This is a genomic window from Pseudoalteromonas sp. M8 (assembly GCF_018141365.1).
Lineage (GTDB): Bacteria > Pseudomonadota > Gammaproteobacteria > Enterobacterales > Alteromonadaceae > Pseudoalteromonas.
The window spans coordinates 4,101,961-4,115,011 of record NZ_CP047240.1 but is presented as its reverse complement, the minus strand read 5'-3'; the positions used below and the strand labels follow the sequence as shown (position 1 = coordinate 4,115,011).

Annotated in this window: 14 protein-coding genes; 8 read left to right on the top strand and 6 right to left on the bottom strand. The window is 45.0% G+C overall.

Annotated elements, in window-relative coordinates; translation table 11 throughout:
* Positions 1 to 30 precede the first annotated feature (30 nt).
* The 3 genes from GSF13_RS23350 to GSF13_RS23340 are packed head-to-tail and all read left to right on the top strand — an operon-like array spanning position 31 to position 3,068.
* Complete coding sequence (locus tag GSF13_RS23350; protein ID WP_010378193.1) at positions 31 to 906, top strand: acyltransferase; 876 nt, start codon at positions 31 to 33, stop codon at positions 904 to 906.
* 15 nt (positions 907 to 921) lie between these two features.
* Positions 922 to 1,842 carry an acetyltransferase gene (locus tag GSF13_RS23345; RefSeq protein ID WP_010606835.1) on the top strand — a complete coding sequence of 307 codons (921 nt, stop codon included), beginning with the start codon at positions 922 to 924 and terminating at the stop codon, positions 1,840 to 1,842.
* On the top strand, positions 1,839 to 3,068 hold the full coding sequence (locus GSF13_RS23340) for a mechanosensitive ion channel domain-containing protein (protein ID WP_174170269.1): 1,230 nt from the start codon (positions 1,839 to 1,841) through the stop codon (positions 3,066 to 3,068). The genes GSF13_RS23345 and GSF13_RS23340 overlap by 4 nt, the downstream gene beginning before the upstream one ends.
* Positions 3,069 to 3,092: 24 nt before the next feature.
* Here the strand turns inward: GSF13_RS23340 and chrA are convergent, their stop codons facing one another.
* Positions 3,093 to 4,223 (bottom strand): chromate efflux transporter, encoded by a 1,131-nt coding sequence (gene chrA / locus GSF13_RS23335; protein WP_211867245.1) that lies wholly within the window; start codon positions 4,221 to 4,223, stop codon positions 3,093 to 3,095.
* Between the two features lie 96 nt (positions 4,224 to 4,319).
* Between chrA and GSF13_RS23330 the strand changes: the two genes are divergently transcribed.
* Both GSF13_RS23330 and GSF13_RS23325 read left to right on the top strand, forming a co-directional pair.
* Entirely contained in the window at positions 4,320 to 5,117 is a 798-nt protein-coding gene (locus GSF13_RS23330) for a transporter substrate-binding domain-containing protein (RefSeq protein ID WP_211867243.1), read from the top strand.
* An 83-nt stretch (positions 5,118 to 5,200) separates the two neighbouring features.
* Complete coding sequence (locus GSF13_RS23325) at positions 5,201 to 5,827, top strand: OmpA family protein (RefSeq protein ID WP_010378204.1); 627 nt, start codon at positions 5,201 to 5,203, stop codon at positions 5,825 to 5,827.
* Between the two features lie 69 nt (positions 5,828 to 5,896).
* Here the strand turns inward: GSF13_RS23325 and GSF13_RS23320 are convergent, their stop codons facing one another.
* The 4 genes from GSF13_RS23320 to GSF13_RS23305 all read right to left on the bottom strand — a co-directional run bounded on the left by GSF13_RS23320 (position 5,897) and on the right by GSF13_RS23305 (position 7,433).
* Complete coding sequence (locus GSF13_RS23320) at positions 5,897 to 6,223, bottom strand: helix-turn-helix transcriptional regulator (RefSeq protein WP_010606831.1); 327 nt, start codon at positions 6,221 to 6,223, stop codon at positions 5,897 to 5,899.
* Between the two features lie 19 nt (positions 6,224 to 6,242).
* Entirely contained in the window at positions 6,243 to 6,656 is a 414-nt protein-coding gene (locus tag GSF13_RS23315; RefSeq protein ID WP_102057692.1) for a hypothetical protein, read from the bottom strand.
* 242 nt (positions 6,657 to 6,898) lie between these two features.
* Positions 6,899 to 7,243, bottom strand: coding sequence for a rhodanese-like domain-containing protein (locus GSF13_RS23310; RefSeq protein ID WP_010606829.1), 345 nt, complete (start codon positions 7,241 to 7,243; stop codon positions 6,899 to 6,901).
* A gap of 37 nt (positions 7,244 to 7,280) precedes the next feature.
* Positions 7,281 to 7,433: a DUF2892 domain-containing protein gene (locus GSF13_RS23305; RefSeq protein ID WP_083229929.1), complete on the bottom strand. Its 153-nt coding sequence runs from the start codon at positions 7,431 to 7,433 to the stop codon at positions 7,281 to 7,283.
* 134 nt (positions 7,434 to 7,567) lie between these two features.
* Between GSF13_RS23305 and GSF13_RS23300 the strand changes: the two genes are divergently transcribed.
* From GSF13_RS23300 to GSF13_RS23290, 3 genes are read left to right on the top strand one after another with little or no spacing between them, the layout of a single operon-like run.
* Positions 7,568 to 7,873: a metalloregulator ArsR/SmtB family transcription factor gene (locus tag GSF13_RS23300; RefSeq protein ID WP_211867241.1), complete on the top strand. Its 306-nt coding sequence runs from the start codon at positions 7,568 to 7,570 to the stop codon at positions 7,871 to 7,873.
* A 15-nt stretch (positions 7,874 to 7,888) separates the two neighbouring features.
* Complete coding sequence (locus tag GSF13_RS23295) at positions 7,889 to 11,194, top strand: efflux RND transporter permease subunit (RefSeq protein WP_211867239.1); 3,306 nt, start codon at positions 7,889 to 7,891, stop codon at positions 11,192 to 11,194.
* The gene (locus GSF13_RS23290; RefSeq protein WP_211867237.1) at positions 11,184 to 12,230 is read left to right on the top strand and encodes an efflux RND transporter periplasmic adaptor subunit; all 1,047 of its coding nucleotides are present in this window, start codon (positions 11,184 to 11,186) and stop codon (positions 12,228 to 12,230) included. Before GSF13_RS23295 ends, GSF13_RS23290 begins: the two co-directional genes overlap by 11 nt.
* Before the next feature lie 17 nt (positions 12,231 to 12,247).
* On the opposite strand, the gene GSF13_RS23285 is transcribed toward GSF13_RS23290, so the two are convergent.
* Complete coding sequence (locus GSF13_RS23285; protein ID WP_211867235.1) at positions 12,248 to 12,925, bottom strand: nitroreductase family protein; 678 nt, start codon at positions 12,923 to 12,925, stop codon at positions 12,248 to 12,250.
* Between the last annotated feature and the right edge of the window lie 126 nt (positions 12,926 to 13,051).

Genomic DNA, 13,051 nt, shown 5'->3' with positions numbered 1-13,051 from the left:
GCTCTGCCGTAAAACACGATGAGGGAATGAATGTCGTTTATTCGTAAAGTGATCAGCATCTTGCTGTATGCCGTTAACACTATATTTTGGTTTATACCGATCTTTATTTGTGGCTTGATTAAGCTACTGCCGATCCCACCATTGCAAAAAGCCATGAGCTATATTGCTAAAGCGTGCGCAAGTAACTGGGTCGCGTGTAATTCAGTGAGCCAAAACCTCATTGCGCCGTATACGCTCAATGTCAGCGGATTGGATGAGCTAAAACGCAAAGACTGGTACTTGGTTATCGCTAATCACCAAAGTTGGGTGGATATCTTAGTGTTGCAGCGCGTGCTTCATGGCAAAATCCCGTTTTTGAATTTCTTTTTGAAAAAAGAGCTGCTGTACGTACCCGTGCTAGGCCTTGCTTGGTGGGCGCTCGATTTTCCTTTTATGACGCGAACCAGCAAGTCGCAATTAAAGAAAAACCCTAAATTGCGTGGTAAAGACATAGAAACGACGCGAAAAGCATGCGAAAAGTTTAAAACAATGCCAGTGAGTATTGTAAACTTCGTTGAGGGTACGCGTTACACCGAATCCAAGCATAGTAAGCAGAAAAGCCCATTCACACACCTGCTTAAACCAAAAGCGGGAGGCATCGCATTTGTGATGCAGGCCATGGGTGAGCAAATCAGCAAAGTGGTGAATGTCACCATTCATTATCCCGGTGGTGTACCAACTTTTGCAGACTTTATTGCTGGTAAAGTGAAGTCAGTAGATGTTCAGGTGGAAGTAATGCCGGTCAGTGCAAACTTGGTCGGCGACTACACGAATGATCCCGAATTTAGAGTGCGTTTCCAATCCGAATTAAACGCCTTGTGGCAAGCCAAAGATGCACAACTTGTGGAGCTTGCCGATAAAAAGTAGTAGAAGGATGTTGTGATGTTAAAACAAATACTACCTAAGTGGTTTCTCGGGCTATCGGCCAGTGTGTGGCTGCTGGTGAATACCTTTGTGTGTGGTTTATTGGTGCTATTGTTTGGCATCATAAAATTGCTTGTGCCAGTTAAGTTTATCTCTACAGCACTGCACTTTTTTTACGGTATGTGGTGCAAAGGCAATTACCTTGGTTTGCGCATCGCGTGCGACAAAATCCAAGTGAGCTTGCCAAAAGAATTACACGCTCAAGGGTGGTATTTATTAATTTCCAATCATCTTAGCTGGCTTGATATCGTTGTGCTTAGTGCCATGGAGGTACTACCTGCACCTAAATTTTTCCTAAAAGATGAATTAAAGTACGTGCCTTTCATTGGTACTGGTGCATGGGCTATGGGCATGCCATTTATGAAACGTGCGAGTAAAGCGCAGATCGCCAAAAACCCTAAGCTTAAAGGGATGGATGTAGAGCGTACCAAAGCCAGTTGTCGCAATTTTCGTGATCATCCCACAACGGTAATTAATTTTGTGGAAGGTACTCGTCATACTAAAGCCAAACATACGCATCAAAATAGTCCGTTTAAGCATCTGCTCAAACCAAAGGCGGGTGGTGTAGCGTTTGCCCTTGAAGTGTTATCTGAGCAACTTGACGGCATGCTCAACGCGACTTTGGCTTATGAGTTAGAGGGTGAGCATATTTGCCGTGCATTTACGCTTGGACGCTTGGATGCAATTGATGTAAAAATAGACTACATCGCGATGGAAAAAGTGCCACTTGGCAACTATCAAGCCGATAAAGCCTATCGTGTACAGTTTCAATCTTTTATGAATGAAGTTTGGCAACGCAAAGATTGCCAACTCGAAGCGCATTGGCTGCATTCGACTGAGCCAAATGACACGCTCAATGAGGAGCTAAAACAGCTATGAAGTTTGATCACCTTCATGATGTCGTTCAACCGTGGTTAAAAGAGTTACCGCAGGGCACTGTGATCAGTGCTTTATTTACCAATGGTGTCGCGGTGGTTGGATTATTGTTTTTATATTGGGTGATCCGCCGTTTAGTGCTACCCAATGTAGAAAACCTCGCGCGCCATATTTCACCGCGTAAAATTGGTCACCTTGCCCCTCAGTTAAGTAAATTTAGCGGCCGCTTTGCCTTTGTATTGTGTTTACTGGTTTTTTCCGCCTACCACGAGCGTCTATTTGTCGCGCCAGCTTGGGTGTTTGTCGTGATGGAAACACTGGTGTACGTTATGTTGGTGGTGGCATCAGGGTTTTTATTTAGCAGTTTAGTCAATTTAGGGAATGGCGTTTATAACCTCTTTCCATTCGCCAAAGAAGTGCCGATCCAAGGGATTATTCAAGTAATTAAGTTACTGATATTTATAGTTTGTTCTATATTGGTGGTCAGTATCTTGGTGGATAAATCACCGACCTATATTCTTTCCGGTTTTGGTGCTATCGCGGCAGTCATTATTTTGGTATTTAAAGATACGATTTTGGGATTGGTTGCGAGTATTCAAATAGCGGCCAACCGACTGGTAACCACTGGCGACTGGATCCAAGTTGACGCATTTGGTGCAGACGGCGAGGTGATAGATCTGGGGTTAAATACCGTTAGGGTACGTAACTGGGATAACACCGTCACCACCATACCAACTTATATGTTGATCTCTGATTCATTTAAAAACTGGCGTGCCATGCAAGAGTCAGCAGGACGCCGCATCAAACGCGCCATCCATATTGATTTTACTAGCATTGAGCCGTTGCCAGAGCAAAAGCGAGCGTCGCTAACCGAGCAATATCCACTACTGGAAAAACTTGAAGATGTACCAAGCGATATCACCAATTTAGGCTTATTTAGACGCTATGCAGAGGCCTACTTGAAGCAGCATGATGCCATCAATCAAGATTGTTTATGTATGGTCAGGGAACTTGCACCCACACAACATGGCTTGCCTCTAGAGTTTTACTGTTTTAGTCGCGATAAACGCTGGGTGTTTTACGAGCACCTACAAGCCGATATTTTGGACTACATGCTAAGCGTAATGCCAGCATTTGGGTTACGTCCATATCAAAGCGTGAGTGATTACTTTGGCGCACACCGCGTGAAAGTGCGCGCCGGTAGCAAACCAGACGCAACTTCAGAATAATCATCAAGGCCACTCAAGCGTGGCCTACACACTTCCTGCGATAACCCCAAACACCATAAAGGCAATAAGCAACTGCCATATCGCGGGCTTTAGCCATTTTAGTGCTGCAAAGCCTAATACCACCGCGGTGATATCGAGCAAACTATGCACCGCAGAAAGCCAAATTGGTTGATAAAACGCAGCAGCTAAAATTCCCACAACACCGGCATTTAAGGCCGCGCTAATGCTTGCAAACCTTGGCAATGCAATAAGTGATTGCCACTGTTGGTTAAACGCCCACATTAACAGTAGGCCCGGCAAGAAAATAGCGAGCGTCGCAATCGCTGCGCCCAAAATGGGATGTGTATTGTCGACAACGGCACCTAAAAAGCTTGCGATGGTAAACATCGGCCCTGGAATGGCTTGCGCGGCAGCATAAGCCGTTAAGAAGGTTTCTTGCGTGACCCCCTCGACACTGGTTTGTAGCAGCGGCAGCACGACGTGACCGCCGCCAAAAACCAAAGCACCTGCCTGATAAAACTCGGCAAATAGTTGATTTGATAGCGCGGTAAAGGTTAACGCAAATAGGCCAATAAATAGCGCAAATACAGACCAGTTGATTTGGCTTTTTGATTGACTCGGTTTACTTGGCACATTGCTAAATGAGTAAAAGCAACCCGCGATGACAAGCACCATGAGCACACCCAATTGTGCGCTTAAGTTCGGCAGCATCAACAGCGTGAATGTGGCGAAAAATGCGACGAATTTGAGTGCTGTGGTTTTACAAAAGCTTTTCGCCATACTCATTACCGCATCGGCAACGATGACAACAGCAAACAATTTCAACCCATCGATGACATTCAACGCAGTGCCCGAAAGCTGCTCAGCGGTTAATGCCAGCATGATCATGAGCAAAAAAGACGGTAGCGTAAATCCTAAGAAGGCGGCGATCCCTCCTAGTATTCCAGCTTTTTCTAAACCAATCGCGAATCCGACTTGACTAGACCCCGGTCCTGGCAGTATTTGTGACAGACTGATCATACTGGCATAGCGCTCGTTACTCAGCCATTTTAAGTTATCGACAAAGTGTTTTTTAAAGAACCCAAGGTGGGCTGCAGGTCCTCCAAAGCTCGTACATCCTAATAACAAAAACTGGTAAAATATTTTCAGAAACATAGTGTACCTTGTGATATTGTTAACCTTATATCTTCACAATTTTATATGACATATTTATGACTTTTGGCGCGAGTGCGCCTCAGTTGGATAAGTATTATGCGAATGACTTTTTTATCGCCGTGTTTACTTTTTTTGTTGGCGAACTTCTCTTGTTTTGCTCAGCAAATTAATGTCGCTGTTGATCACGCGCCACCGTATAGCATTATTGAAGACAATGGTGAAGTGCAAGGTTTAATCTTAGATATATTGGCAACGGTACAGGCTCAAGCTGGTGTTGATTATCAAATAAATGCCGTTCCCTGTCCTTTCTCACGCTGTATGCGGATGATAGCGCAAGGTGAAGTAGACGTCATGGGTGGCTTGATCCGTACGCCTCAACGAGAAAAGTTAATCGACTTTGTCGAACCCGCCTACATGGCGCTGACATCTTCGTTTGTATTCTACGCTAAGCAAGACAGCGATATTCGGGTGAAACAATATACGGACCTTTATACCAAGCGGATTGCAGTGATGCGTGGGGGCGTTTTTTATCCTCGTTTTGATGAAGACCGTCAACTCAATAAAGTCCCAGTTTTTAGTGAGCAAGTGGCGTTTGATTTATTGCTTAAAGGGCGTGTTGACCTAGTGATCGCAGTTGAAGACACCGCGGAGGTGGCGATGGAAGTGCTTGGTCAGCCCATTGAAAAGTTGAAAAAAGTCTCCTATCACCACGCTCAGCCGATTTATGGCCATATGGCGATGAGCAAACGCTTCAGCGGCACCGAGCTTGCGCAAACCATTCGTTTAACGATGAAGCAATTGGCTGAAAAAAAGCAGCTTGATGCTGTGGTTGCAAAATATAAACTGCCACCAGTTTCTGAGCATATAAGCGACTTAGTCCCTGCTCATCCTTAAAAAAACCAACAAGGCTTCAGCCAGAGTTAATTGTTTATTGCAACAATATAGACAATCAAGTTGAAACGAACTCAGGTGGGAAGATGATTGCAAGAAATATGTTAATTGGTGCAGCTGTTGTGGTTGCTTTGTCTGGATGTGAAATGAATAACACAGGTAAAGGTGCGGCGATTGGTGCTGCAACCGGTGCGGTGTTAGGTAAAGCTACAGGTAACCACAAAGATAAGCGTCTTGCCATTGGTGCTGCGGTTGGTGCAATTGCAGGTGCCGCGATTGGTAACTATATGGACAAGCAGGAAGCCGCTTTTAACCAAGAGCTTGCTGGTACGGGTGTTGAGGTTGTTCGTGAAGGCGATCAAATGCGCTTAGTGTTGCCATCAAACATAACCTTTGCGACAGGTAAGTCAGCTATCAGCCCTGGTTTTTACAATACACTTCAAGGCATTGCACGCGTGATGCAGCAGTACGATAAGACATTCTTAACGATTGTCGGACATACAGACTCTACTGGTTCAGCGAGCTTCAATCAGACTTTGTCTGAACAGCGCGCAAATAGCGTAAAGCAGTATTTATTATCACAGCAAGTACTACCTGCGCGTTTGTACGCAGAGGGCATGGGTGAGTCTCAGCCAATCGCGAGCAATAGCACCGAGCAAGGTAAGGCACAAAATCGCCGAGTCGAAATTAAAATTATTCCAAACCGCGCGTAAGAAAAATCAAGGAGTGCTATGTTTGAGCACTCCTTTTTATGGATTTCGGCTGCTATAAGAATAAGGTATTTATCGAATTATCAGATAAATCAGGCCTGCGCCGATAACGCCCCCAACGCTTAGGGATAGGATTGCAGTAAACAAGAATAAATGATAACTCACTGTTTTTTCTTCTTTGTTTTCTTTATTATGGAGCATGTCGGCCAAGTCAATAAGCTTGGATTGGGAGATTTCAAACACCGCACACAAGCTCATTACAGTCTCTTTACTTGCTGTCCCGTCGCTCTCGACGCGTTGAATTGTGCGTAGACTTACTCCAGAGGCATCTGCTAAATGTTGCTGAGTCCAACTCTTTTCGGTTCGCAACAGCTTTACTGTATTATTATTTATTTGCATTATCTCCTCCTTGACGAACTTAAAGTACGGTGCTGCCGTACCAGCGTCCCAAGTAGTACGCGAGAGTAAATATACAAAAACCTGCAACCAGGCCGTAGCCCATAAAAGTGAATATGACCTTGGCTAAGGTCAGTTGATCGTTCAGAGGGGGACTTGACTGGCGACCAAGTATTTTTTTTCCTTTGAGTAGTAGGCACTCAGTTTCAAAAGTAAACCCGTTAATTAAACAAAATCTAGCTTCATAGGCTTGATCTGCATAAGTAAATTTATGGGTACTATCACCGAGTAAGTGGCGTTTTTGAGAAACGCAAACATCGTCGACGAAAACATATTGAGTGCAATTTAATGCATTTGCACAACACGTAATTTGATGATCTCCATCTTGGAAATACACTTTGTAGGTGGCTCTTTCTAGCTTTTTTAAGTCAGACATATTGAACTCCCGTTAAGTTGTTGTCTCCACTGTGCCTGTTTCTCCATTAAAACACGCCGACAAGCTTACGTCAGTGCTCAAACTGTCATATGACAATAGATTTATAAAATTAATTAACTTAATGATTTAAATACTTTTATAGCGAATGTTAAGGCTGGGTAAGAAATGGAAGTCAGAAAAAGCACTGAGCCTAATAAAGTTTTGTGACTCAGTGCCTCAATAAAAAGAAGGTCATAATGTGCTTAAAGCGTGTCACACACCACTTCAGCTTTGCAGGTAATTACGCTGACATTGGTGTAACCGATACGAGTTAGTTGCTCTGCGGCAAAAATAGCACGGCCACCAGCGGCACAGTGTAAATAAATTGGTCTGTCTGCGTCTTTTTCCAGCTCTGGAAGCTTAAATTCTAGCAATCCTCTTGGGATATTTACCGTGCCGTTGGCTGCCTTTTGACTGTGTTCAGCCGGCTCTCTCACGTCGATAACCAGACCATTGTTTTGTGCAATCTCTGATTTTGCTTGTACCGCGTCAATGCAGCGTTGATTAGGCTTGACTGTCTTTAATACATCTTGGGCAGATATCAGCATATATAGCTCCTTATTGGGTTATCGGTTTCATTATGACTCACCTTTCCTGAATGCCAAGTTTCTTCAATATAACGATCATAGGGCACCAGTTTGTAAAAGCAGACTGCACTAAATTGACACAAATAAACACACTAAACCAAACCCAATGTGGGTTGACAAAATGTGTGAGCAGTAAAGAAATGGCAAACATAACACCAGCGATTAATCTAAGTAGAGGATGTAAGGTCATAATGAGTGTCATCTTTAATATTAGGTGTTTCTAATATTAGACATTGCTAATGTTTGTGTCTATACTTTAAGCGCATTTATTTTTTGGGAGTCAACATGGATCTTCAGCAAATGGCGCAAAATGCCGAACAGGCAGAAGCCTTGTTAAAGCTTATGGCGAATAAAAATCGCTTGATGATTTTGTGTGCATTGCAAAAGCAAGAGCTCAGTGTTAGCCAGCTTAACGAAATGGTGCCGTTAGCGCAGTCTGCCTTATCACAACATTTAGCCAGCATGAGAAAGGCACAAATCGTGGCGACTAGGCGTGAGGGAGCGACGATTTATTATCAGGTTAAAGATAGCCGAGTCGCTGTACTACTCGAGAGTTTACATCAGCTGTTCTGCGCCTCAAGTGCAGAGTAACTAGGAACGACTGAGATGCAAAAGTTAGATGGTGTCATTCGGTATGCTCTACAAGGCAGCTTGCCAACGATTATCTTCTTGTGCGCTGTGGTACTTGGATTATTTGCATTGCAAATGACACCACGAGAGGAAGAACCACAAATAGTGGTGCCTATGCTGGATATTCATGTGTCGGTACCAAATACTGCCTCACCAGAAGTGGCACGATTGGTCACCACTCCACTTGAAAAGTTACTGCTGCAAATTCCGGGCGTTGAACACGTCTATTCTACGACCCAAACCGGCGGCACGGTTGTTACTTTAAGATTTCATGTGGGTGAAGACAGAGAGAAAGCCATTCTCAACACCTACACTAAGCTGTATGCCAACCGGCATACTATGCCGGGAATTGTCACTCAGTGGCAGATCCGCCCAATAGAAGTCGATGACGTTCCGATTCTTATGCTTGGACTGACAAGTTCCAAGCCGCAACTATATGATGACTACGCGCTAACGCGTTTTGCACAAGAGCTAGCTATCCAGTTACAGAGCATTGCAGATACCAGCGAGGTTTCAGTTATTACCGGGCGCACGAGAGCACTTAGGGTTGAGTTGAACTTAGCTGCGCTTGCCGCACATCAAACAACACCAATGGATGTTTTAGGTGCTATCCAAAGTAGTAATCTAGTGACACGAGTCGGGCAAGTGACGGCAGGCAGTAACACAATTGCCTTTGAATCAGGTGATGTCCTTCGTAATAAGTCGGCACTTGAAGGGCTCACGGTAAATGTAATTAATGGTCGTGCCATTGTTTTAAAAGAAGTTGCTCGGGTTATTGATGGTCCTAGTGAGCCCGATAGCTATCAGTGGTTAGCAAGCAGCGACAGCCAGGCTGATGCACCATTAGTGACGATTGGCGTGGCGAAGCAAAAGGGAAGTAATGCGGTAACGGTTGCAGAGCAAAGTTTAGCGCTTGTGACCCAGCTACAACAGGAGCTCCTTCCTGCTGAGGTATCGGTAAAAGTACTAAGAAACTATGGTGAGACGGCCAATGACAAAGTCAATAATCTTACCTCTAGCTTGGCCTTTGCGGTATTTACCGTTGTGATATTTGTCGGTGTATTTTTAGGTTGGCGGCCTGCCATCGTTGTTGGTCTTGCAGTGCCAATTTGCTATGGCATTACACTTGGGTTGGACTTTGCGTTTGGTTACACCATTAATCGGGTCACCTTGTTTGCGCTTATTTTGTCGCTGGGATTGTTGGTCGATGACCCAATCACTGGGATTGATAATATTAGCCGCTTTATTCATCGCGGCGCGGCAGCTGACACAGATCATAACATTGTCGCTGCTATGGTCGAGATCAAATCTGCGCTTTTGATGTCAACGTTAACTATCATCATGGCGTTTATTCCATTGGCGTTTATTACTGGCATGATGGGCCCATATATGGCACCCATGGCATTTAACGTCCCCATTAGTGTCATTGCCTCGACGTTAGTGGCTTTTTTAGTGACGCCTTGGCTATCTAAAAAGCTACTCAAAGCGGATTCAAAAACAAGTGAAGTCGCGCCTCAAGACTCGTACTACAGCAAAATCATGCTGCCAATTTTACAAAACCCCCGCAAAGCCAAATGGTTATTATGGGGTGTGTTAGGGTTATTTATTGCAAGTGTGAGCCTCCCTATTTTTAGGGCCGTACCACTGAAATTGCTGCCGTTTGATAATAAAAGTGAAATCCAAGTATTGATAGATATGCCTGAGGGAACCAGCCTTGAGCAAACGGCCGCAATGGCGAGGCAAGTACAGCAAATCGTTTGGTCAGAAGCTGAAGTGACCGACATCGCCGCTTTTGTCGGTAAGCCTTCCAGTATGGATTTTAATGGTATGGTGCGAGGCTATTATCGTCGTAGTGGTACGCATCTTGCCGAACTTAGAGTCGTACTGGTGGATAAGCGTGAACGCGAACATCAATCTCACGCCATCGTCATGCGACTGCGTGAAAAGCTTCAGCCTTTTAACCAAACTTTGACGCAAGTAAAAGTGGTGGAAGTGCCGCCGGGACCTCCGGTATTAAGTACACTCGTTGCTGAGGTTTATGCAGATCCGTTTGTTGCTCGTGAAACGCAAGAGCAAGCAGCCCAGAGGTTAGCACATCGTTTAAGGCAGGAGCCACATGTGGTTGAGGTTGACACCTCAATGGCTTCGCCAACATGGCTAAAGCGGTTTGTGGTTGATAAACAAAAGGCTGCGTTATCAGGTGTGGCCACAGAGGATATTAATCAATCTTTAGTGGTTGCAAGCAGCGGCATGTCAGCAGGCTTTTTATATACTCAAGGTGAGGTCGCAACGGTGCCCATCGAGTTAGGTGTGAGTTACGCGCAGCGTAATCAATGGCAAAACGTATTGGCGATGCAAGTTCGTGGTCGTCAGGAGTTGGCTAAAACCATTCAAGAATACGGCTTAGAGCAGGCTGCGAGACCCCTTGTGGCGATTGGTGAACTGGGCGAATTAACATCTATTCCTACGGCTCCCGTGATCCTTCGAAAAGACCTAAAAGAGGTGATTTATGTGTTTGCGGAGCTAAATGGCCGCATGCCAGCTGAGGTGATTGCCGATGTGGTTGCGGATGAAAACCAACAGATAACACCGAGCAATTGGGCATCTCGCACCTTTTTACACAGTGGCGGAGGAGTCACTTGGTCAATGTTTGAGGGAACCCATTATACCTTTAAAGGCGAAGGTGAGTGGCGCATTACCATAGATGTGTTTAGAGATATGGGGATCGCATTTGCGTTTGCACTGGTGGCGATATTTATCATCCTGCGGGTACAAACGGCATCTAGTAGCTTATCACTTATCATTATGTCGGCTATTCCCCTCACTATGATAGGGATTATGCCGGGTTTTTGGTTACTCAACCAGTTTGGTGAGCGTGTGGTTTCAGGTGCGCCAGAGCCCGTGTTATTTACAGCGACCGCGATGATAGGGATGATAGCGCTGGCCGGAATAGTGGTGAGAAATTCCCTGATTTTGGTGGAGTTTATTAATCAGTCTCGAGCGGCTGGTATGGCACTTATCGATGCATTGATTGCGGCGGGAAGTGTAAGAATGCGACCGGTATTACTTACAGCAGGTACGACGTTATTAGGCAATTTAGTGATTATCTTAGATCCCGTTTTTAGTGGCCTCGCCCTTGCTATTATCTTCGGGATCATTGCTTCAACGTTATTTTCACTGTTGGTCGTGCCTATCGTTTACTATTTAGTATTCAAATCATCATCGACACCTAATCAACCCCTTAATGCCTCATCAGTTCAGGAGTTTTCTCATGTCTCGTAATAAAATCTTTATTCCTGTTCTTGCTATTTTTTGCCTATTATTGATGGTCGTATGGCTTGCTGGTGGATTCCAAAATAAGCTAGCTCCGGGCAATAAGTCCGAACTTCCCGCCTATCAAGGAGCACGTTATACCGTGCAAAAGTCGCTGATTGCGATGATTGAACAAGTTCCCGCGAGTGTGGTCGCAAAAGAAAATACGTTAGTGTCCAGTCGGTTATTGGCGGAGCTTAAAACGCTTAACGTCAGAGCCGGTGATAAAGTCACTGCGGGACAGCTGATAGCAACACTCGATGATGCAGAGCTTAAAGCAGAGCTGCAAAGAGTGGCAGCGCAGCAAGCGGCAAATTCAGCCAAGCTAGAGCAAGCAACTAAGCAGTTAGTACGCAATAAATCTCTTAATGAAAAAGGGCTTATCGCGATTAACCAAGTGGATGAGTGGCAAGCCACAGTGAACGAGTTACAAGCGCAAGATAAGGCATTGCAAGAAGCGTATCGTAGCGCTGAAGTCGCGCTGGGTTACACGCAAATCACAGCCCCTATTTCGGGTAAAGTGGTGGCGCGCTTACAAGAGCCGGGCAGCATGGTTAGCCCCGGTGGCGCCATTATTTCGTTATTCAACCCATTACAATTGCAGATTGAAGCGCCAATTCGCGAGAGCCAAGTTAAGCATATTCAGCTAGGAAGCGAGATTAAGGTACGCATACCTGCGCTAGACATAAGCCAAACCGCGCGAGTGTCGGAAATGGTGCCAATTGCCGACAGCCAAGCGCGCAGCTTTATTATTAAACTGGATATGCCTTTGCTGCAAAATGTGGTGCCTGGCATGTACGCGCTGGTTGAACTTGTGCTTGGCGAGCAGGCGGTTATCCAAATTCCAACTAATATGATCAGCAAGTATGGTCAATTGGCGATGGTTGAGGTAATAGAAATTGGCCAGCTTCACAAACGCTACCTCAGGTTGGGCGAAGAGACAGGTAATAAAACGATTGTTATTAGTGGCCTAAACGAAGGTGATCAGCTAGCTGTGCAGCGATAGTTAGCTGATCCGAACTTTTAAATAAAGGAAGCGATTTCGGCGAGTGATTTTTTCACTGTTGCGTGCTCTGGAATAGTTGCATCATCACTTGGATAACCTGCAATCAATAACATATAAGGACGTTCGTTATCTTTATCTCTACCGCACAACTCGCTTAAAAAGCTCATAGGTTTAGGTGTATGGGTCAGTGTGGCAAGTCCTGCATTATGCAGAGCTTGGATAAGAAACCCAGTAGCGATCCCAACCGATTCATGGACATAGTAGTTGGTATTTTTGTCTTCCGCGTGGATCCCACCTTTTTTCTGACTAAAAATAGCGATAAGCCAAGGTGCATGTTCTAAGTAGGGTTTTTGTGCATCTGTGCCCAAAGGCTTTAGTGCGTCCAGCCACTCATCTCCCGCACGGCCTTGGTAAAACGAGCGCTCGAGCTCTTCGGCTGCAGCTCGGATCTGTTTTTTCTTTTCTGCGCTGCCAATCGCCACGAAATGCCATGGCTGGTGATTTGCACCACTAGGAGCAGTGCCCGCTGCTTTGATACAAGTTTCGATGATTTCTTGCGGTACTGGGCGGTCGCTAAAAGCACGGATACTATGACGTCTCTTACTGTTCTCCAAGAATGCTTCCGCACGACTTAGCATTTCCTCGTGAGGGTATTCAATAAAATCCGTCAATGGGTGGTTGGCGTGATCTTGCATGTTAGTTTTCCTTGGGTGTTGTAAACTAAGAATGCTTCTTAGTGTTTCAGTGTTTACTTTTATTTGCAATTGATATGTTTATGTTAATTGTCACTAACCTAGGGAAATGTTATAAAAAGGACAATA